The sequence below is a fragment of the Streptosporangium sp. NBC_01639 genome (assembly GCF_045209755.1).
Classification (GTDB): Bacteria; Actinomycetota; Actinomycetes; order Streptosporangiales; family Streptosporangiaceae; genus Streptosporangium.
Genome location: NZ_CP109272.1, coordinates 2,017,304 through 2,038,557, shown reverse-complemented (window position 1 = coordinate 2,038,557; position 21,254 = coordinate 2,017,304). Strand labels below are relative to the sequence as shown.

Sequence of the window (21,254 nt, the reverse complement as noted above, 5' to 3'; positions counted from 1 at the left end):
GGCACCCGGTCAGGGCACCGGCCCGGCGGTGTCGAGGACGGGTCATCGCTCCCGTGTCACGCGACTCTGATGTCTATCTGCGGGGAGCGCTTCGGATCCATCCAGCGCAGCACCTGCAGCAGTTCGTCGACCGGCAGGCTGACGCAGCCGGCGGTGGGCGCGCCGGTACTGGCGTGAAGGAAGATCGCACTGCCCAGGTAGGGCGTGCGGTTCTCAGTATTGTAGGCGATCACGGCGCCGTGGTCGTAGGCCGGGGGATTCGCCATGTTCTCGGGATCGGCCCCGGGATCGGCGCGGCGGGCGTCCACCCACGTGTTGTAGAGGGGACTGGTGGGGTCGTCATCCCACTTGTCGTAGGAGAACACCTGCCGGTACGGGAACCTCACGCCGGGGTCGGGCTTGATCCCGAACATGAAGTCGAACCCGAACGTGCCGGACGGGGTGCGCCCGTCGCCCTCCCGTTTCTGGCCCGGCGGCGCGATGCCGTTCTCGCCGACGTTCGCCGTCCACGGCCCGTACGCCTTCACCCAGCGGCCGTCCTGCGCGGTGTAGGCGACCAGCGTGGCGGTGGTCTCCTGGTAGGAGTCGGCCCTCACGGTGATGAGCTGCCGTCCCGGAGACGGGGGTGGCAGGGTGGCCTCGGCGGCGGACGCGGCACGGGTGCCGGAAAACCCGCTGAAAATCATGACGAGTGCAAGCAGGGCGGCACTCACCCGGACGGAAGCCGTTCTCGGGTCCGCGGCCGCTCTCCGATCAGCGTTGTCCATACAGGTCACGCTAACCAGGTGAGAGGCATGCCCGGCATGGCGCCCCCGCTCTTCCGGCCGCGGCCGTGGGGGAGACCTCGTCGCGGAGAGGTCATCGCCCGTTCTGGGAGAAGTGCTGGTAGTCCTTCTCGCTCGACCAGGACCCGCCCCAGCCCCAGCCGATCTTCTTGAACGCGTTCACCACGTTGTCACCGGGGTTGATGACCCCCGGCCGGTCCAGAGGCCGCCGGACGTAGTTCTTCGCGTTCGGGGGAGCGACGGTGCCCCCTGGATAGGGATGGATGTAGGGATTCAACCGGGGGTTGACGTCGATCGCCAGGCCGTAGGCGTGCTGCGACCAGCTGCCGCTGGTCTCGACGCGCCGGCAGTTGAAGGCCGAGGTGTTGTCCGCCGCCATGGAGGCGTCGTCGCTGCCCTTGTAGGCGTCCACCGGCCGCATCTGCCGGATCGGGAAGCGCTGACCGTACAGCTTCCTGAAGACCGATACGACCTCCTCGGCTACTGATTCATTGACCACCAGCTCTCCCTTGTGGGGCCTGTCGTCGAAGCCCCAGTAGGTCATGCTGATCATCCTGAGGTCGCCGGGACCCACCGGGCAACCCCGGCGCCAGGAGTGGCGCAACCGGTCCGGGGACACCGGCGTCACCGTGGCGGTGAACGCCTGCGGTGTGTCGGAGGGAGCGGGCGTCGGCGGTGCCGCCGCAGCCGTCGTCATGGCGATGCCGGTCACGCCGAGCAGGACGAGTGCCGCTGCGGTCGGCGTGCGGTGCGGGATGTGTGCCATCTCCTCAGCGTAGGCAATCGCCGGTCGGCTGCTCCGATCGACCGGAGCCGACCGGCCGGGCGGCACCGTTCTTTGCGCAGTTCATGTCATCTGTTGGCCATCGAATGCGTGTCGTCGGCGACACACGGGAGATCTCACTAATAATCGGAAAGTACTGTCCGGCATTCGAGGGCTCGGCGATCGCCGGCCGCGGGGCAGGTCACATGTCCTCGGGCGCCGAAGCCGGCGGCCCGTCCGTGACCGCGGCGCCCGCCTCCAGGGCGGTTCACAGAAAGGGCGAGCCGTACAGCTTCCAGAAGAGGGACGTACATGGCGAACCCCAGAAAGCTTCCTGAGATCACCGGCGAGCTGGCCGCCGAGTTCGCGGGGACCATGATTCTGATCCTGTTCGGCGTGGGCGTCGTCGCCCAGGTGGTCGCCGGCGGACTCGGTGACCACGACAGCATCGCGTGGGCATGGGGACTGGGTGTCACGTTCGGCGTCTACGTGGCGGGCCGGATCAGCGGGGCGCATCTCAACCCGGCGGTCACCATCGCCCTCGCGGCCTTCAAGGGCTTCTCCTGGCGCAAGGTGCTGCCATACTCCCTGGCGCAGACCGCGGGCGCGTTCGTGGCGGCCCTCATCGTGCGGTGGAACTACACCGATGTGCTCGCGGCGTTCGATCCCGGCCACACGATCAAGAGCCAGTTCGTCTTCTCCACCCTGCCGGGCAACGGGTCGTCGCTCATCGGCACCTGGGGCGGGTTCCGCGACCAGATCATCGGCACCGCGATCCTGCTGTTCCTCATCTTGGCCGTCACCGATCTGAGCAACTCGCCTCCCGCCGCCAACCTCGCCCCCTTCATCATCGGCCTGATCGTGGTGGCGATCGGCATGGCCTGGGGCACCAACGCGGGCTACGCGATCAACCCGGCGCGTGACTTCGGGCCCCGGCTCGCGTCGTTCCTCACCGGCTACGCGACAGCCTGGCGAGATCAGAACGGCCAGCTCTACTTCTGGGTACCCATCGTGGCACCGGTGATCGGTGGATTACTGGGCGCCGCCCTGTACGAACTGCTCGTCGGCCGGTTCCTGCCGCCCGTGGAGCAGGCCGAGGTCGACCGTTTCCCCAGCGAACCCGAACCCGGCCGTCTCCCCAGCGAGCCCGAACGCGGACCCGACTGAACCGCCGGAACATCAGAGAGGAGGCGGGACTCCATGGCTGACTTCGTCGGAGCCGTCGACCAGGGAACCACGAGCACCCGTTTCATGATCTTCGATCACGGTGGCAACGAGATCGCCCGCTACCAGCTCGAGCACGAGCAGATCCTGCCGCGGGCCGGCTGGGTCGAGCACAACCCGCTGGAGATCTGGGAGCGCACCCGCGCGGTGATCGAGACGACGCTGAACAGGGCGGACCTGTCGGCGTCCGATCTGGCCGCGCTCGGTGTCACCAACCAGCGCGAGACGGCCGTGGTCTGGAACCGGATCACCGGGCGCCCCTACTACAACGCCATCGTCTGGCAGGACACCCGGACCGACCGCATCGCCTCCGCACTCGACCGGGAGGGCAAAGGCGACGTCATCCGGCGGAAGGCCGGTCTGCCGCCCGCCACCTACTTCTCGGCGGGCAAGATCCAGTGGATCCTGGAGAACGTCGACGGGGTGCGGAAGGCGGCCGAGGCGGGGGAGGCGATCTTCGGCAACACCGACACGTGGCTGCTGTGGAACCTCACCGGCGGGATCGACGGTGGTGTGCACGTGACGGATCCGACCAATGCCAGCCGGACGATGCTGATGGATCTGGAGACGCTGGACTGGGATGAGGAGCTGTTGTCCTTCTTCGGTATCCCCCGGCGGATGCTGCCCGACATCCAGCCCTCCTCCAACCCCGGCTTCTATGGCCTGACCAGGAGCAATGGCCCGTTGCGGGGGGAGGTGCCGCTGTCGGGTGATCTCGGTGACCAGCAGGCGGCCACCGTGGGGCAGGTGTGTTTCGAGGTGGGGGAGGCCAAGAACACCTACGGCACGGGCAATTTCCTGCTGCTGAACACCGGTCATGAGCTGGTGCGCTCGCAGAGCGGGTTGCTGACCACGGTCTGCTACCGGTTCGGGGCGGATCGGCCGGTGTATGCGTTGGAGGGGTCGATCGCGGTGACCGGTTCGGCGGTGCAGTGGCTGCGTGACCAGTTGGGGATCATCTCGGGGGCGGCCGAGAGCGAGGCGCTGGCCCGGCAGGTGGCCGACAACGGCGGGGTGTACTTCGTGCCGGCTTTTTCGGGGTTGTTCGCGCCGTATTGGCGGTCGGACGCGCGGGGGGCGATCGTCGGGCTGTCGCGGTTCAACACCAACGCGCATATCGCGCGGGCCACGCTGGAGGCGATCTGTTATCAGAGCCGGGATGTGGTGGAGGCGATGCGGCGGGATTCGGGGGTGGCGCTGGATGTGTTGCGGGTCGACGGCGGGGTGACGGCCAACGAGCTGTGTATGCAGATCCAGGCCGATGTGCTGGGGGTGGCGGTGTCGAAGCCGGTGGTGGCCGAGACCACGGCGTTGGGTGCGGCGTACGCGGCGGGGTTGGCGGTCGGGTTCTGGAAGTCGACCGAGGAGTTGAAGCAGAACTGGAACGAGGATCGGCGCTGGCAGCCGCAGTGGTCCGACGAGCAGCGGGCCGAGGGGTATGCCGGGTGGAAGAAGGCCGTCGAGCGCACCCTCGACTGGGTCGACGTCGACTGACCGGCCACCCGCCCCCGTCCAGGCCGCGACCGGACCGCGACCGCACCGCGACCGGGCAGCGTCCGGGCAGCGTCCGCACCGGACGACACCGGGCCCCGACCTCAATCGGACCCTGACCGCACCGGAAGACAGCGCTCGCCCTGAACGAGAGGAAGTCCTACCGTGAAATCTGCAGCACTGGGACCGCGAAACCGTGCGACGGCACTACGGGAGATGAGCGAGAACACCTACGACGTGCTCGTCATCGGTGGCGGCATCGTCGGCGCCGGAGCCGCGCTCGACGCGGCGTCCCGCGGCATGTCGGTCGCGTTGGTCGAGGCCCGTGACTGGGCGTCCGGCAGTTCGAGCCGGTCCAGTAAACTGATCCACGGTGGCCTGCGCTATCTCGAACAGCTGGACTTCCGGCTCGTCCGGGAGGCGCTCAAGGAGCGCCACCTGCTGCTGACCAGGCTGGCCCCCCACCTCGTCCATCCCGTTCCGTTCCTCTTCCCGCTCAAGCACCGGATCTGGGAACGGTTCTACATCGGCGCCGGCATGACCCTGTACGACTTCCTGGGCGGGCTGCGTTCCGTCGTCCCCCGCCACCGGTATCTCAACCACCGCCGCGCACTCGAGGAGGCGCCCGGTCTGCGTCCCGACGCGCTCATCGGAGCCCTGCAGTACTTCGACGGACAGACCGACGACGCGCGGATGACCCTGGCGGTCGTGCGTACGGCCGCGGCCTACGGTGCCGACGTCGCCAACCGGGCCCGCGCCACCGAGCTGCTCCGCGAGGGGGAGCGCGTCACCGGGGCACGCGTGCTGGACCTGGAGAGCGGCCAGGAGACCACCGTGCGCGCCCGCCAGGTGATCAGCGCCACCGGTGTCTGGACCGACCAGATCCTGGCGATGGCCGACATCGGGGGGACCCCCACCATGAAGCCGTCGAAGGGCGTGCACCTCGTGGTACCGCGTGAGGTGATCGACCTCCGCAGCGCCATGATCCTCCGGACCGAGACGAGCGTGCTCTTCGTGATCCCGTGGGGGCAGTACTGGGTCATCGGGACCACGGACACGCGGTGGAGCCTCGACGAGGACCATCCCGTGGCGAGCCGTGCCGACATCGACTACCTGCTCGACCACGTCAACACGGTGCTGCGCAGGCCGCTGACCCGCGACGACATCGAAGGCGTGTACGCGGGGCTCCGCCCCCTGATCTCCGGCGACGCGGCGAACACCGCGAAGCTCTCGCGCGAGCACCTGGTCGCGACCCCCGCCCCGGGCCTCGTGATCGTCGCCGGAGGCAAGTACACCACCTACCGGATCATGGCCGAGGACGCCGTCGACATGGCGGTGAAGGACCTCGACGGTGTCGTACCGGAGTCCGTCACCGAACGGGTTCCGCTCCTCGGCGCGGCCGGGTACGAGGCGCGGTGGAACGGTCGTCGCCGGCTCGCCGCGCGTTCCGGGCTGAGTGTCCTCACCGTGGAACGCCTCCTGCGCCGTTACGGTTCGGACGTCGAAGAGGTGCTCGAACCGGTCGCCGCCGACCCCACCCTGGGACAGCCGCTCCACGGAGCCCCGAGCTACCTGAGGGCCGAGGTCGTCTACGCCGCGTCGCACGAGCAGGCGCTGCACCTGGAGGACGTGCTGACCCGCCGGACCCACATCTCGATCGAGGAACGGGACCGGGGTCTCGCCGCCGCGCCCGAGGCGGCCGCCCTCATGGCCACGGTGCTGGGCTGGGACGACGACACGCTGCGCCGCGAAACGGAGAACTACCGGCTGCACGTCGAGGCGGAGATCGCCGCGGAGAGACAACCGGACGACGTCACGGCGGAGGTGATCCTGCACGACGTCCCGGAGCCGTCCGCCTTCTCCGGCGCCGCTGAGACGAGCCTTTGACGTTCCGCCGCGCCGGCGCCCTTCCCATCGGGCCGGACGTTCCGCTCCGGCGGCCCAGGTGCCGCCGTCATGATCGATATCCGTGAACGCGATCCCGGCGGGCACCCGTAAGGTGGGGTCCCAATTGCCGGGCTCGGAATCGATGGCGGAAATCGTGGGTGGTTGGGAACAGACGCCGGACCTACTCGTCGGCCGATATCGGCTGGAGGAGTTGATCGGCCGGGGCGGGACGGGCGAGGTATGGCGGGGGCACGACCTGCGGCCGGACTGGCCGGTAGCGGTCAAGCTCCTGTTGCCGGAGGTGGCCGACATCCCGATGCGCGAGCGGTTCGCCCGGGAGGCACGGACCGCCGCGCGGATCGTCCACCGCAATGTGGTGACGGTTTTCGACGTGGGGGAGCACGAGGGCAGGCCGTTCCTGGTGATGGAACTGCTGGCCGGTCGCGACCTCGCCACCGAGTTGGCCAAGAACGGCCCGCTGGATGTTTCCGCGGTGTGTCGCCTGGTGGGGCAGGCGGCGATCGGACTGGACGCCGCACACCGAGCCGGGGTCGTGCACCGCGATGTCAAACCGGCCAACCTGCACCAGAGCGCGGACGGCGTGCTCAAGGTGGTCGACTTCGGGACCGCCCGTGTCGCGACCGAGGCCGCGGCCCGGCTGACCTCGACGGGAAGCGTCATCGGCACGGCCGCCTACCTGTCACCCGAGCAGATTCTCGGCGAGGCGGGCACCGCGGCCTCCGACCTGTACGCGCTCGGCTGCGTGTGCTACGAGCTGTTGTGCGGACGTCCCCCGTTCGTCGGACCGGTGTCGGACCTGATCTCCCAGCATGTCCGCGATCTTCCAGACCCACTCCGCCGACACCGCCCGGACGTCCCGGTGGAGCTGGAGCGGCTGGTGCTGGCGCTGCTGGAGAAGGATCCCGCCGCACGGCCCGCCAGCGGAGAGATCGTCCGCCGGGTGCTGGCCGAGGTAGTCCGGCGGGCTGTGCCCCGCGCCCGTGACGGCGTGGTGTCCCCGCTGCCGGAGCCCGGCCGGTCGCCGGAGCCGCGCGCAGCGGTGATTTCCACGGCTGAGACTCATGCAACGCGGACTCGGGCCCCGGAGGCGTGGACGGCGGAGACTCATACGGCGGAGGTATGGGCGGCGAAGCTCATTCCGGACCGCCTGCGGAGACGGCACGTCGGGGCCGCGCTGGGCGTGGTCGCCGTGCTCATGGTCGGGGTCGTGTGGACATCGGCCCCGTCGGATCCGGCGGAATCGGCCGGCGCCGTCGCGATCCCGTCCGCGCAGCGGTCCGTACCACCGTCGCCGACCGTCTCCCGCAGTGTGAGCGCGGTCCCGTCCCCGGCTCCCAGCCGGACCCCGCGGCCGTCGCCGGCGGCGGTCGGGTGGCAGGCACGTCTGCAGGCCTTCAGCCGGGCCGTCACCGACCAGGAACGGCGCGGTGGCATCGACGCCAAGCTGGCCCGCAGGCTCCGCGAGAAGATCGCCAAAATCACCAGGAAGCTTCAGGAGGGCAAGGGCCGGGATGTCCGTGGCGAACTGCGCGACCTGGGCCGTGATCTGGCCAGGGCACGGCAGAAGGGCGAGCTCGCCTCCGAGGGGCCGCTCGTCGTCTTCCTCCGCGAGTCCGGTTTCACCCTTCCGGCCCGCGAACGCGAGTCCGACGACGACTGACGCCGCGGCGGTGAGATGGTTCAGCGCGTCGAACCGCTCCGGCGTTTCGCCCAGACGTCGAAGGCCACGGCGGCGAGCAGCACCAGGCCCTTGAAGAGCATCACCCGTTCGCTCGGCGCGCCGATGAGGGACATGCCGTTGTTGATCACGGCCATGATGAGGCCGCCGGTGATGGCCCCGACCACCTTGCCGACCCCGCCCTGGACGGCGGCGCCGCCGATGAACGCGGCCGCGATGGCGTCCAGTTCGAAGCCGTTCCCGGCGGTGGGGCCCGCCTGGTTCAGCCGTCCGGCGAAGATGACGCCCGCGAGGGCGGCGAGCACGCCCATGTTGACGAAGATCCAGAACGTGACGGACTTGACCTTGATACCGGACAGGCCCGCGGCGTGCACGTTGCCGCCGATGGCGTAGATGTGGCGGCCGAAGACGGCGCGGCTGGTCAGGAGGCTGTAGGCCAGGACGAGCGCCGCCAGGAGCACCAGGACCCAGGGCAGGTTCTTGAACCGCGCCAGTTGCACGATGACCGTCATCACCACCACCGAGGCGGCGGCGATCCGGAGCAGGAACAGGGGCAGCGTGTCGACCTTCTGCCGGTAGCCGATCCGCGCCTGGCGGGCGCGCCACTGCGTGACGACGATCGCGGCCACCGCGACCAGGCCGACGAGCAGCGTGAACAGGTCCGCGCCGTCGAGCGGGCCGAGGCCGATGTTGCCGAGGTAGGAGGGGGTGAAGCCGTTGGACAGCGTGCGCACCGCGTCGGGGAAGGGGCCGATGCCCTGGTTGCCCAGCACGGTCATGGTCAGGGCCCTGAAGATCAGCATGCCGGCCAGGGTCACGATGAACGCCGGGATGCCGAAGTAGGCGATCCAGTACCCCTGCCAGGCCCCGATCAGTGCGCCCGCGGCGAGTGTGACGAGCACCGCCAGCGGCCAGGCCATGTGCTGGTCGACCATCAGCACCGCCGAGATGGCGCCGGTGAGGGCGACCACCGATCCCGCGGACAGATCGATGTGACCGGCGATGATGATCAGGATCATGCCGATCGCGAGGATCAGGATGTAGGAGTTCTGCACCATGATGTTCGAGATGTTCTGCGGTTTGAGCAGCTCACCGTCGGTCACGAAGGAGAACAGGACAATGATCAGTGCGAACGCGATGTAGATGCCGCCCTGCCGCAGGTTGACCGAGAAACGGCTTCCCGGCGCCCGCGGGGGGACGGCGGCGGCGCCCGCAGGCGGGCTCTGACGGGCGGGGGCCTGGCCGCTGCTCATCTGCGCCATTCCTCTCTTTCCTTGTTCTCGGTCACGGATTCCCCGGTCACCGGCTCTCCCTGGTCATGAGTTGCATGAGCCGCTCCGGGGTGGCGTCCGCCCGGGTGACCTCACCGGTGACGCGCCCGGCCGACAGGGCGTAGATGCGGTCGCAGACACCCAGGAGCTCGGGAAGCTCCGAGGAGATGACCAGGATGGCTCTGCCCTGGTCGGCGAGTTCGTTGATGATGGAGTAGATCTCGTACTTGGCGCCCACGTCGATGCCGCGGGTCGGCTCGTCGAGGATCAGCACGTCGGCGTCAGTGAAGATCCACTTCGACAGCACCACCTTCTGCTGGTTGCCGCCGCTGAGCTTCCCGGTGACCGACAGGACGCTGGGGGCCTTGATGTTCATGCTGTCGCGGAAGCCGTCGGCGACCCGGTACTCCTCGTTGTCGTCGACCCAGCCCCGCCTGGCCAGTTTCCCCAGCGCGGCGGCCGAGACGTTGCGTTTGATGTCCTCGATCAGGTTGAGCCCGTACCGCTTGCGGTCCTCGGTGGCGTAGGCGAGCCCGTGCCCGATCGCCTCGCCGACCGAGCGGAGCTGGATCTCCTTGCCGTCCTTGTAGACGCGGCCGGAGATGCCGACCCCGTAGCTGCGGCCGAACACGCTCATCGCCAGCTCCGTACGGCCGGCGCCCATGAGACCGGCCAGGCCGACGATCTCACCGCGGCGCAGCGTCAGGTCGACGCCGGACACGACGACGCGGCCGTGCTGGGTGGGGCTGTGCACGGTCCAGTCCTCGATCCGCAGCACCTCCTCGCCGATTTTCGGCTCGTGTGGCGGGAAGCGGTGTTCCAGGTCACGGCCGACCATGCCCGCGATGATCCGCTCCTCGGTGACCCCGGCACCCCGCATGTCCAGGGTCTCGATCGTCCGCCCGTCGCGCAGGATCGTGGTGGAGTCGGCGACGGCCTCGATCTCGTTCAGCTTGTGGGAGATGATCACCGAGGTGATGCCCTCCTCGCGCAGTCCGCGCAGCAGGCCGAGCAGGTGGGCCGAGTCCTCGTCGTTGAGTGCCGCGGTCGGCTCGTCGAGGATCAGCAGCCGAACCCGTTTGGACAGCGCTTTGGCGATCTCGACCAGCTGCTGCTTGCCCACCCCGATGTCCATCGCGAGCGTCACCGGGTTCTCGTGGAGCCCGACCCGCTCCAGCAGCTCCGCGGCCTCGGCGTTGGTGCGGTTCCAGTCGATCAGGCCGCGGGTCGCCCGCTCGTTGCCGAGGAAGATGTTCTCGGCGATCGACAGATAGGGGATGAGGGCGAGCTCCTGGTGGATGATGACGATGCCGCGTCGCTCGCTCTGCCTGATGTCGGCGAACCGGCACGGCTCTCCGTCGAAGACGATCTCACCCTCGTAGGAACCGTGGGGGTGGACGCCGGACAGCACCTTCATCAGGGTCGACTTGCCGGCGCCGTTCTCCCCGCAGATCGCGTGTATCTCACCTCTCCGTACCGCCAGGTTGACGTCCTGGAGGGCGCTGACCCCCGGGAACGCCTTGGTGATCCCGCGCATCCGGAGTATGTCGTCGGTCATGCCGTCCGCCTCCTCGGTGCCCTCCGGGGTGCGGGTGGTGAGCACGTCACCTGAGCTGGTCCTCGGTGTAGTAGCCGGAATCGATGAGGATCTTCTTGTAGTTGTCCTTGTAGACCACGACGGGATCGAGCAGGTAGGACGGGACGACCTTGTTCCCGTTGTCGTAGTCCTCGGTGTTGTTCACCTCGGGCTTGGTGCCCTTGAGTACGGCGTCGGCCATCTTGACGGTGACCGCGGCCAGTTCGCGGGTGTCCTTGTAGATCGTGGCGTACTGCTCGTCGGCGACGATCGACTTGACCGAGGCGACCTCGGCGTCCTGGCCGGTGACGACCGGGTAGGGCTGGCCGGCCGTGCCGTACCCGCTGCTCTTCAGCGCGGACAGGATGCCGATGGACAGGCCGTCGTACGGCGAGAGCACGCCGTCGACCAGGGTGTCGCCGGAGTAGGACTTGGTGATCAGGTCCTCCATCCGCTTCTGCGCGGTGGCCGGGTCCCAGCGCAGGATGGCGACGGTCTTGAAGTCGGTCTGACCGCTCTTGACGACCAGGGTGCCGGCGTCGATGTAGGGCTTCAGGGTCTCCATGGCGCCGTTGAAGAAGAAGGTGGCGTTGTTGTCGTCCGGTGATCCGGCGAAGAGCTCGATGTTGAACGGGCCCTTGGCGTCGCCGTCGGAGCCGTCCTCCTTCTTCAGCCCCAGGCCCACCAGCAGCGAGGTCGCCTGCTGCACGCCCACCTTGAAGTTGTCGAACGTGGTGTAGTAGTCGACGTTGGGCGTGTTGCGGATGAGCCTGTCGTAGGCGATCACCGGGATCTTCTTGTCGGCCGCCTGCTGCAGCTGCGTGGTGATCGCGGTGCCGTCGATCGAGGCGACGATCAGCAGCTTGGCGCCCTTGGTGATCTGGTTCTCGATCTGGTTGACCTGGGTGGGGATGTCGTTCTCCGCGTACTGCAGGTCGACCTGGTAGCCCAGCTTCTCCAGGGAGCTCTTGACGTTGTCGCCGTCGTGGATCCAGCGTTCCGACGACTTGGTGGGCATGGTGACGCCGATCAGGGCGTTGGCCGGCACCGTCGCCGCGCCCGAGGCGCTCTGGTCGACGGTCTTGGTGCTCGAACCGCAGGCGGATATTCCCATGACGAGAACCAGGCCCACCGGTACGGCGGCCAGCTTCGCGAACCTCATGTCTCTCCTTCGGATGGCGCGGTACGCAGAGGCACGCGTCCGTGGCGCGGTCTCCCGGCGCTCACGGTTCGGCTCTGCATCTGGGGGGTGATGGCGGGTGTGGAGGCGGCGGAGGGAGTCGACGGGCTCGGGACGTCGCCGGGCCGGCGGGCGAGGTGAGCGAAGCCGGTGACGCCGTCGCGCGGGCCGGCACACCCGGCGGCCTGACCCACCCGGTGGTGTTAACGCTCACATCAACCGTTGCAGACCTTGCGATGATCCGATTGGCTGTGTGACGAGTTATCAAATGCCTGCGTCGGCCGACTGTCAAGCCTTTTGTGATCATCGCTGGTGAGACCCGTACCGCGGAGATCCCGGCGGCCGGTGACAGGACCGGGGCTTCCTGGGTAACTCCTCGGGTATGACTTCACCGACAGGCGATCCGCTGGCGGATCTCGACCCTTTCGACATCTTCGACACCGAGGCGGCCCGCCTGGACCGTCATTTCTCCCGGCTCGACGAGGAGGGCTGGAACCGTCCCTCCCGGTGCGCCGGCTGGTCGGTGCGGGACGTGCTGGCCCACCTGGCCGGGGAGGAGCTGTACAACCACGCCTGCCTGGACGGCGACATCGAGGGGTTCTCCGCGATGCTCGGGCGCGAGGGGGTCACCGGCGGGTTCGACGGTTTCAACGACTGGTGCGTACGGCGCCGCCGTGACGTGCCCGTCGAGGAGGTGCTCCGGGAGTGGCGGCGCGCGAACGGGGAGACGCGTGAGCGCATGCGCGCGCTCGGCCGCGACGCGGAGCTGCAGACCCTGGCCGGGCCGTACCCGGTGGGTCTGCAGGCCTTCCACTACGACTCCGAGTACGCCACGCACGCCGACGACGTGGGAGCCTCCGTAGCGGAGGACGAGGCCGGCGAGCGGGCCCGGTGGCGGGCCGAGGTGGCGGCGTTCGTGCTGGTGGAGCAGGGTGCCAAGGCGCAGGTCGAGATGACCGCCGAGCGGGTCTGGGTGCACGTGTCCGGGATGAGCGAGCAGTTGCCCGTCGCCGCCTTCGTCGAGGCGACGGTCGGCCGGCTGCCGGACGGCCATCCGCTGGACCGCAGGTTCAGGGCCGCGCTGCGCTGCCTGGCCTGAACTCCCGGCCATCGGCCAGGGCGAACGGGCTCCTGTGCGACCTCCTCGGCTCCCGGGTGATCCGTCGATGCTCCGGCTCCGGGCCGGGGAGCACGTCAAAGGCCGGAGTTCGTCGATTCGGCGTTCGGCGCCTCCGTTCGCGATGGCCGGGTCACTTACTACTACCGCGAATGAAGCTAAGTTTCTAGAGGGTGCGACAGAAAGAAAATTTATTCCTGTCCCTTATTGACCGGAACGTCATTTCGTCGGAAAGCTTTGTGCACAGCCGAGGCGAAGGGACCCGAGGGTGACGATCACTGTGCGCGCTTTTGCCGGGGGGGACGAGTCCGCCCTGCTCGACGGGTGGAACCGGAGCCTGCCCGCCGACCCCACGACGGCCGGCTGGCTGCGGGACTGCGTGCTCCTCGACCCCAACTTCGACCCGGCCGGGTTGCGGGTCGCCGTCCTGGCCGGTCAGGTCGTGGGAGCCTGCTACGCCGTGCGACGGCTGACCCCGCTCGCCGGCACGGACCTCGATCCGGAGACCGGCTGGATCCCGTTCTTCTTCGTCGCCCCCGAGCACCGCCGTGGCGGCCTCGGCCGCCGGCTGCTCGGAGAGGCGCTGGACTTCCTCCGCGGCGAGGGCCGTACCCAGGTCGACTTCGCCTCCTACACGCCGAATTATGTGCTGCCCGGAATCGATCCGGAGGCATATCCCGACGGCCACCGGCTGCTGACCGGCCTCGGTTTCACGACGCTCTACTCACCGGTGGCCATGGACCGCGGTCTGGTCGGCTACGTCACGCCGGACGAGGTCCGCGAGCTCCGGGCCGGGCGGGCCGGCGACGGTTACGACTTCCGCAGCCCGCGGGACGGGGAGCTGCCCGAGCTGATCCGGTTCGCCGCCGACGTCTTCAACCCCGACTGGGGTGAGGCGCTGAGGAACGCCGTCCTCGGCGGCATCCCGCGTGAGCGCATCCTGATCGCCCGCAGGGACGGGATCGTGGGTTTCGCGATGTACGGGGCCTACCGCGGCGTCCCCGAGCGGTTCGGCCCGTTCGGCGTCGACCCCGCCGAGCGCGGCACCGGGCTCGGCAAGATCCTGCTGCACGCCACGATGACCCGGATGCGCGCCGAGGGACTGCACTCTTCGTGGTTCCTGTGGACCGGGGAGACCAGCCCCGCCGGCCACCTCTACACCAGGGCCGGCTACGCGATCACCAGGAGATTCCACGTCATGAGGTGGCGGGCGGACGAGCACGGCGAGACCACCGGCTGACAGAGCACGGCTCAGGAGGAAGCATGACCCATGTCCTGGCCATCGGCGCCCACGCGGGCGACATGGACCTCACGGCGGGCGCCGTACTCGCCCAGCACGTCCAGGCGGGAGACCAGGCCACCCTGCTGCACCTGACGCTCGGCGAGCGCGGCCATCCCCGCGTCCCCGTCGCCGAGTACGCGGAGCAGAAGCGGGAGGAGGCGGAGAGGTTCGCGGCGGCGATCGGCGCGGGCGTCCGGTTCCTCGACTACGAGGACGGCCTGCTCCCCGAGGACGAGGACGTCAAGATGCGGGTCGGCGACCTGATCAGGGAGCTGCGGCCGGACGTCGTCCTGACGCACTGGAGCGAGAGCATCCACAAGGACCACGCCCGCACCCACCGCATCGTGCTGGACGCCCGCTTCTACGGCGGTCTGCGGACCCTGGCACGCGAACTGCCCGCGTACTGGGCGGGAGAGCTCTACTACGCCGACAACTGGGAGGACGCCGAGGGCTACCGGCCCGACGTCTCCGTCGAGCTGACCGAGGAGGCCTACGAGACCTGGTCGCAGGCCATCACCGGGTACGCGTTCGCCCGGGGCGAGACCTACGGCTTTCCCTACGTCGACTACTACCGCGCCCTGACGATCGTGCGCGGCGCCCCCGCCGGATTCCGGCGGGCGCAGGCGTTCATGGCCCCCAAGGGATCCCGGGACGTCCGGACCCGCTATTTCGGAAAGAGGGATGCCGCATGAGCGCGCGCCACTGGAAACGGTCCCGTACCTCGCTCCGCCACCTGCCGATCGCGGCCGTGGCGGCCCTGGTGCTGGCCGGCTGCTCGGGCGCGCCCCAGGAGAAGGGCGCCGCCGCCGGAGGGGAAGCTCCGCCGCTGGTGATCCACGCCATCGACGCCGGCTCCTTCCAGGAGGACTTCAACCCCTTCCACCTGGAGGGGGTGAACTTCGGCAGCACCGGGATGATCTACGAGACGCTGGAGTTCGTCAACAAGCTCAAGCCCGGCGAGAGCACCCCCTGGCTGGCCACGAAGCACGAATGGGCGGACAAGGGCAAGACCCTGACCATCACCCTGCGCCAGGGGGTGAAGTGGTCCGACGGCACGCCGTTCACCGCCGACGACGTGGCCTTCACGTTCGACACGCTGAAGAAGCACCCCGAGCTCAACACGGGCGCCCTCGACCTGACGGGCACCACGGTGCTCGCCCCCGACAAGGTCGAGCTCGACTTCGGCTCGACGTCGTACGCCAAGCTGTACAACATCGTCGGCAACCGGGCGATCGTGGCCAAGCACCTGTTCGAGAAGGAGAACCCGGTCACCTTCACCAACCCCAAGCCGGTCGGCACCGGGCCGTACGTCCTCTCGGCGTTCTCCTCCCAGCTCTACGAGATGAAGAAGAACCCCGCCTACTGGCAGCCGGGCAAGCCCGTGGTGCCGACCCTGCGCTTCCCGGCCTACACCGCCAACGCCGTGCAGAGCGGCCTGCAGCAGGGGGAGATCGACTGGGCCGGCGCCTTCGTGCCCGACATCGACAAGATCTACGTCCAGGGACAGCCGGAGACCAACAAGTACTACTTCCCGCCCGAGGGGCTGGTCTCGCTCTATCTCAACCTGACCAAGCCGGCCTTCGCCAAGCCCGAGGTACGGCAGGCGATCAGCCTCGCGGTCGACCGGGACAGGATCGTCAAGGTCGCCGAACGCGACTACACCACCGTGGCGCACCCGAGCGGCGTGCCGATGCCGGGCGGTGACGCCTACCTGCCGCCCGAGCACAAGGATGCCGAGTACGCCGTCGACGTGGCCAAGGCCAAGCAGCTGCTCCAGCAGTCGGGCGTGAACCCGGCGGAGCTGTCCTTCACGCTGCTGGTGCCCTCGCCCTACACCGACTGGGTGAACGCCGCCCAGCTCATCCGGGAGGACCTGGCCAAAATCGGTGTCAAGGTCGAGACACGGGGCGTGGCCTTCCAGGACTGGGTCTCCAAGGTCGGCAAGGGCACCTACGACATGACGATCCGCGGCACGCCCGGCGGTCCCACGCCGTACTCCGCGCTGCGCACCCTGCTCGACGGGGACCTGGCCAAGCCGGTCGGCACCTCCTCCTCCGGCAACTACGAGCGCTGGAAGGACGGGGAGACCGACAAGCTGATCGCCGACTACGCCGCGACCGACGACCAGGCCGCGCAGGAGCAGGCCGTGCAGGGGCTCGGAAAGATCATGGTGGAGAAGCTGCCCGTCCTGCCGCTGTTCTACAGCCCCGCCTGGTCCCAGTACCGCACCGGCAAGTATGTCGGCTGGCCCAGCGAGCAGGATCCGTACGCGATGCCCTCGCCGTACACCTCTCCCGACGCGGCGGTGGTGCTGCTCCACCTCCGGCCGGCGGGCACGTGAGATTCCTCGCCAGGCGGCTCGGGTTCTACCTCCTCACGGCCTGGGCCGCCGTCACCCTCAACTTCCTCATCCCCCGGCTGATGCCGGGGGACCCGGTCGACCTGCTGGTGGCCCGGTTGAAGGGCAACGTCGACCCGGCCGCGATCGACGCGATGAAGCGCGCGTTCGGGATCAGCGATGCCGGTGTCTGGCAGCAGTACCTCGACTACCTGGGGAACCTGTTCCACGGCGAGCTGGGCCGGTCGATCACGTTCTTCCCCACCGAGGTGTCCACGATCATCGCCGGCAGCCTGCCGTGGACGGTCGGCCTGGTCGGGGTCGCCACGCTGCTCAGCTACCTGGTGGGCACCTTCCTCGGGGTGATCGTCGCGTGGAGACGGGGGAGCTGGCTCGACGGGGTGCTGCCCGCCACGACGTTCATGCACGCGGTGCCGTACTTCTGGGTGGCCCTGGCGCTGGTGTTCGTCTTCGGGGTGACGCTGCGGTGGTTCCCGGTGAGCCGCGCCTACGGCCTGGACGTCATGCCCGCCTTCGACGGTCCGTTCGTGTCGAGTGTGCTCTACCACGCGGCGCTGCCGGCCATCACGATCGTGATCGCCTCGATGGCCGACCGCATCCTCGGGATGCGCAACGTCATGGTCACCACGCTGGGTGAGGACTACGTGGTGATGGCCGAGGCCAAGGGGCTCACCAGCCGCCGGGTCATGTGGGCCTACGCCGCCCGCAACGCGATCCTGCCCAACATCACCAGCTTCGCCCTGTCGCTCGGGTTCGTGGTCGGCGGCTCGGTGCTCACCGAGATCGTCTTCTCCTACCCGGGCATCGGGTCGATGCTGCTCAAGGGCGTGGAGAACGAGGACTTCCCGCTGATGCAGGGCATCTTCCTGGTCATCTCGCTGGCGGTGCTGGCCGCCAACCTCCTCGCCGACCTGGCCTACGTCGTGCTCGACCCCCGCACCCGGCAGGAGGCCTGACATGCGCTCGTGGAAGATCAGGATCGGCCTGCTGATCCTCGCCTTCTTCGCCCTGATGGCGATCTTCGGGCCACTGCTGCTCACCGGCGACCCGTCCGCCACCGGCGGCGAGGCGCTGGCGGGGCCGTCGGCCGAGCACTGGCTCGGCACCACGCAGACCGGCCAGGACATCCTCCTGCAGGTCGTGCACGGCTCCCGTGTCTCGCTGGGCGTGGGGGTGCTGTCAGCGGTGATCGCCACCGTGGTGTCGATCGCCGTCGGACTGGTCGGCGGCTACTTCGGCGGCGTCGTGGACGAGACGCTCTCGGTGCTCACCAACATCTTCCTGGTGCTGCCGGCGCTGCCGCTGGTGATCGTGCTCGCGGGCTACCTGCCCCAGCGCGGCGTCGCCTCCGTCGCGGTCGTCATCGCGGCGACCGGCTGGGCCTGGGGCGCCCGCATCCTGCGCGCACAGACCCTGTCCATCCGCCGCCGCGACTTCGTCGAGGCCGCCAGGGCCGGCGGTGAGAAGCCACTGAGGATCATCTTCTACGAGATCCTCCCGGTCGAGCTGCCGGTGATCGCCACCAGTTTCCTGGCCACCGTCGTGGCCGCGATCCTCGCCGAGGCGGGGCTGTCGTTCCTCGGCCTGGCCGACCTGTCCACCGTCAGCTGGGGGAGCATGCTCTACTTCGCGCAGAACGGCCAGGCCCTGCTCGTCGGCGCCTGGTGGTGGTTCATCCCGCCGGGGCTGTGCATCGCACTCGTCGGCGCCGGGCTCGGCCTGATGAACTTCGGCATCGACGAGATCGCGAACCCCCGGCTGCGGACCGTGCGGGCGCCCCGGCGCTCCCGCCGTGGATCCACCGCGGTGCTCGAGACCGCGGGAGAGGTGGGCCCGTGAACATCCTGGAGATCCGCGGCCTCAGCGTGGACTACCTGTCGGCGGGAGGTACCGTGCACGCGGTCGACGACGTCTCGCTGGACCTGCGGCGCGGTGAGATCCTCGGGGTCGCGGGGGAGAGCGGCAGCGGCAAGTCGACGCTCGCGCACGCTCTCGGACGGCTGCTGCGGCCCCCGGCCGTGGTCACCGGCGGCTCCATCCTCTACCACCGGGCCGGCGGCGGGCCGGTCGACGTCCTGGACCTCGACCGGGCGGCGCTGCGGGCGTTCCGCTGGAAGGAGCTCGCGATCGTCTTCCAGAGCGCGATGAACTCCCTCAACCCGGTGAGCACCGTCGGCGCCCAGATCGACGACGTGCTCCGCACCCACGAGCGCGAGCTGCCGCGCAAGGCCAGGACCGAACGGGCGGCCGAACTGCTGCACCGGGTCGGCATCGGCGCGGACCGGTTGCGCAGCTACCCCCATGAGCTCTCCGGGGGCATGCGGCAGCGTGCCGTGATCGCCATCGCGCTCGCCCTCAACCCCGAGATCATCATCATGGACGAGCCGACGACCGCCCTCGACGTCGTCGTCCAGCGCGACATCCTGCACGAGATCCGGGCGCTGAAGGACGAGTTCGGCTTCGCGGTCGTCTTCATCACGCACGACCTGTCGCTGCTCATGGAGATCTCCGACCGTATCGCGGTCATGTACGCCGGCCGGGTCGTGGAGACCGGGGACGCCCGCGCACTGCACCGGGCGCCGCGTCATCCGTACACGCTCGGTCTGCTGCGGTCCTTCCCCAAGCTGCGCGGGCCCCGTCAGGAGCTGCTCAGCATCCCCGGCACACCGCCGGACCTGCGGGAGCCGCCGCCCGGCTGCGCCTTCCACCCCCGCTGCCGCTTCGCCCTCGACGAGTGCCGCTCGACGCATCCGCTGCTGCGTCCCGGCCCCGAGGGAGCGGTCGCCTGCCTGCTGCACGACGGGACCGGCGTGCCCGTCCCCACCGGACCGACGTCGGAGGTCGACGCATGAGCGCAGAAGTGGTGCTGGAGGGACGGAACCTGACCAAGCACTTCACCGCGGCCCGGGGTCCGAGAGGGCGGCTGGGCCGGCGCCCGCCGATCCGCGCGGTGGACGACGTGTCGCTGGCGCTGCGGGCCGGCTCGGTGACCGCACTGGTGGGGGAGAGCGGCTGCGGCAAGAGCACGGTCGCCCGGCTGCTGGCGCAGGTCTATCCCGCGACCTCGGGGGAGGTGCTGCTGCGCGGCCGTCCGGTGCGGGCCCACCGGGGGGCGGAGTTCCGCGACTACCGCCGCCAGGTACAGCTGATCTTCCAGGACCCCTTCGCGTCGCTCAACCCCTTCCACCGGGTCCGCTACCACCTGGCCAGGCCGTTGCGGATCCACGGTCACGCGCGCTCGTCCGCCGAGGAGACCGAGCAGGTGGCCGAACTCCTCGAAAGGGTCAGCCTCACTCCGGTCGAGCAGTTCATGGACAAGCTTCCGCACGAGCTGTCGGGCGGGCAGCGCCAGCGGGTGGCGATCGCCAGGGCCCTCGCCGTACGGCCGGCCGTGCTGATCGCCGACGAGCCGGTCTCCATGCTCGACGTGTCGATCCGGCTGGGGGTGCTGCGGCTGCTGGAGCGGCTGGCCGACGAGAGCGGCCTGGCCCTGCTGTACATCACCCACGACATCGCGAGCGCGCGCTACTTCGCCGAGGACATCACGGTGATGTACGCCGGACGGCTCATCGAGAGCGGTCCGGGGGAGGTCCTCACCCAGGAGCCGACGCATCCGTACACCCGCCTGCTCCTGTCGGCCGCCCCCGATCCGGATCGCGTGTCACCACCGGAGATCCTCAGCCGCGGCGAGCCCCCCAGCCTGGCCGATCCGCCGGGCGGCTGCCGGTTCCATCCCCGCTGCCCGATCGCCCTGCCGGTCTGTTCGGAGCGGATCCCGCTCCGCACCGAACTCGGCGACGGCCGCTGGACCGAGTGCTGGCACTACGGGGACGGCTGAGCCGGGGCGCCCGGCTGCGGCGGATCGTCCAGCCGCCGCAGCCGGTTGCGGACGCCCTCGAAGTGGGCGTGCACCGCGGCGATGGCCGCCGCCTTGTCCCCGGCCGCGACGGCGGCGTGGATGTCGCGGTGCCGCCGCACGACGTCGGCCGGGGACTCGTCTGGGCTCCCCAGATTGTCGCGTAGCTGGTGGTAGACATCCCAGAAGGCGCCGAGAAGCTGCCCGACCAGGGGGTTGCCCAGCGGGCGGTAGAGCACGTCGTGGAAGAGCCGGTCGGTGTCCGGTGAGACGTCTCCTACGAGAGCCTCGGCCTCCATCTGCTCCATCACCACGTCGACCGGGGACAGGTCGGCCTCCTGATGCCGGTCGATCAGCCGCTGGACCAGGCCGGTTTCGAGGATCTCGCGGATCTCGATGAGGTGGCCGAGATCGTTCCGGCCGTCCTGCATCGTGATCCGGCCGTGGAAGGCCAGTTCGTCGACCAGGCCGGTCAGCGACATCCGGCCCACGAACATCCCGAAGCCGTGGCGGATGTCCACGATGCCGACGGCCTGCAGGGCCTTGAGCGCCTCGCGGACCGAGTTGCGGCTGATCCCGAGCTCCTCGATCAGCTCGGACTCGGTGGGCAGCGGGTCACCGGCCGCGAGCCTGCGCCGCAGGATGATGTCCTTGACGGCCTCTTGGACCTCGACGGCACGGCTGAGCCGGCCGCGGAACGGGCGGGGGGCTGTGGTCACGGTGGTTCCCCTGTGATCGGCGGCCGGTGGCGGTGCCCCGCGCCG

The 21,254-nt window shown here is 69.4% G+C and carries 18 protein-coding genes; 12 read left to right on the top strand and 6 right to left on the bottom strand.

Annotated elements, in window-relative coordinates; genetic code table 11:
* Nucleotides 1-56: 56 nt before the first annotated feature.
* Nucleotides 57-767 (bottom strand): L,D-transpeptidase, encoded by a 711-nt coding sequence (locus tag OHA77_RS09075; RefSeq protein ID WP_406317394.1) that lies wholly within the window; start codon nt 765-767, stop codon nt 57-59.
* Nucleotides 768-858: 91 nt separating this feature from the next.
* Complete coding sequence (locus OHA77_RS09070) at nt 859-1,551, bottom strand: M15 family metallopeptidase (RefSeq protein WP_406317393.1); 693 nt, start codon at nt 1,549-1,551, stop codon at nt 859-861.
* A gap of 309 nt (nt 1,552-1,860) precedes the next feature.
* On the opposite strand from OHA77_RS09070, the gene OHA77_RS09065 reads away from it, so the two are divergent.
* The 4 genes from OHA77_RS09065 (at nt 1,861) to OHA77_RS09050 (ending at nt 7,831) form a co-directional block, all read left to right on the top strand.
* Entirely contained in the window at nt 1,861-2,715 is an 855-nt protein-coding gene (locus OHA77_RS09065) for an MIP/aquaporin family protein (RefSeq protein WP_406317391.1), read from the top strand.
* A gap of 33 nt (nt 2,716-2,748) precedes the next feature.
* Nucleotides 2,749-4,266, top strand: coding sequence for a glycerol kinase GlpK (gene glpK, locus OHA77_RS09060; protein ID WP_406317390.1), 1,518 nt, complete (start codon nt 2,749-2,751; stop codon nt 4,264-4,266).
* A gap of 213 nt (nt 4,267-4,479) precedes the next feature.
* Nucleotides 4,480-6,150 (top strand): glycerol-3-phosphate dehydrogenase/oxidase, encoded by a 1,671-nt coding sequence (locus OHA77_RS09055; RefSeq protein ID WP_406317388.1) that lies wholly within the window; start codon nt 4,480-4,482, stop codon nt 6,148-6,150.
* A gap of 154 nt (nt 6,151-6,304) precedes the next feature.
* Nucleotides 6,305-7,831, top strand: coding sequence for a protein kinase domain-containing protein (locus tag OHA77_RS09050; protein WP_406317386.1), 1,527 nt, complete (start codon nt 6,305-6,307; stop codon nt 7,829-7,831).
* A gap of 20 nt (nt 7,832-7,851) precedes the next feature.
* Here the strand turns inward: OHA77_RS09050 and mmsB are convergent, their stop codons facing one another.
* The 3 genes from mmsB to chvE are packed head-to-tail and all read right to left on the bottom strand — an operon-like array spanning nt 7,852 to nt 11,858.
* Nucleotides 7,852-9,111, bottom strand: coding sequence for a multiple monosaccharide ABC transporter permease (gene mmsB / locus OHA77_RS09045; RefSeq protein ID WP_406317384.1), 1,260 nt, complete (start codon nt 9,109-9,111; stop codon nt 7,852-7,854).
* A 37-nt stretch (nt 9,112-9,148) separates the two neighbouring features.
* Nucleotides 9,149-10,678, bottom strand: coding sequence for a multiple monosaccharide ABC transporter ATP-binding protein (gene mmsA / locus OHA77_RS09040; RefSeq protein ID WP_406319808.1), 1,530 nt, complete (start codon nt 10,676-10,678; stop codon nt 9,149-9,151).
* Nucleotides 10,679-10,724: 46 nt separating this feature from the next.
* Nucleotides 10,725-11,858: a multiple monosaccharide ABC transporter substrate-binding protein gene (gene chvE / locus OHA77_RS09035; protein WP_406317382.1), complete on the bottom strand. Its 1,134-nt coding sequence runs from the start codon at nt 11,856-11,858 to the stop codon at nt 10,725-10,727.
* Nucleotides 11,859-12,258: 400 nt separating this feature from the next.
* Between chvE and OHA77_RS09030 the strand changes: the two genes are divergently transcribed.
* The 8 genes from OHA77_RS09030 (at nt 12,259) to OHA77_RS08995 (ending at nt 20,472) form a co-directional block, all read left to right on the top strand.
* Nucleotides 12,259-12,975, top strand: coding sequence for a maleylpyruvate isomerase family mycothiol-dependent enzyme (locus tag OHA77_RS09030; RefSeq protein WP_406317381.1), 717 nt, complete (start codon nt 12,259-12,261; stop codon nt 12,973-12,975).
* A 286-nt stretch (nt 12,976-13,261) separates the two neighbouring features.
* Nucleotides 13,262-14,233 (top strand): GNAT family N-acetyltransferase, encoded by a 972-nt coding sequence (locus tag OHA77_RS09025; protein WP_406317380.1) that lies wholly within the window; start codon nt 13,262-13,264, stop codon nt 14,231-14,233.
* A 23-nt stretch (nt 14,234-14,256) separates the two neighbouring features.
* A complete protein-coding gene (locus OHA77_RS09020) occupies nt 14,257-14,967 on the top strand; it encodes a PIG-L family deacetylase (protein WP_326821094.1) in 711 nt (236 codons plus the stop codon).
* Nucleotides 14,964-16,616 (top strand): ABC transporter substrate-binding protein, encoded by a 1,653-nt coding sequence (locus OHA77_RS09015; protein WP_406317378.1) that lies wholly within the window; start codon nt 14,964-14,966, stop codon nt 16,614-16,616. Before OHA77_RS09020 ends, OHA77_RS09015 begins: the two co-directional genes overlap by 4 nt.
* Complete coding sequence (locus OHA77_RS09010) at nt 16,613-17,590, top strand: ABC transporter permease (RefSeq protein WP_326821096.1); 978 nt, start codon at nt 16,613-16,615, stop codon at nt 17,588-17,590. The genes OHA77_RS09015 and OHA77_RS09010 overlap by 4 nt, the downstream gene beginning before the upstream one ends.
* A 1-nt stretch (nt 17,591) precedes the next feature.
* Nucleotides 17,592-18,473, top strand: coding sequence for an ABC transporter permease (locus OHA77_RS09005; RefSeq protein WP_406317377.1), 882 nt, complete (start codon nt 17,592-17,594; stop codon nt 18,471-18,473).
* A complete protein-coding gene (locus OHA77_RS09000; RefSeq protein ID WP_406317375.1) occupies nt 18,470-19,486 on the top strand; it encodes an ABC transporter ATP-binding protein in 1,017 nt (338 codons plus the stop codon). The genes OHA77_RS09005 and OHA77_RS09000 overlap by 4 nt, the downstream gene beginning before the upstream one ends.
* Nucleotides 19,483-20,472, top strand: a complete 990-nt coding sequence (locus tag OHA77_RS08995; protein ID WP_406317374.1) for an ABC transporter ATP-binding protein — start codon at nt 19,483-19,485, stop codon at nt 20,470-20,472. Before OHA77_RS09000 ends, OHA77_RS08995 begins: the two co-directional genes overlap by 4 nt.
* Here the strand turns inward: OHA77_RS08995 and OHA77_RS08990 are convergent.
* Nucleotides 20,457-21,209: a FadR/GntR family transcriptional regulator gene (locus OHA77_RS08990; protein ID WP_406317373.1), complete on the bottom strand. Its 753-nt coding sequence runs from the start codon at nt 21,207-21,209 to the stop codon at nt 20,457-20,459. The two genes, OHA77_RS08995 and OHA77_RS08990, sit on opposite strands and share 16 nt — an antisense overlap.
* Between the last annotated feature and the right edge of the window lie 45 nt (nt 21,210-21,254).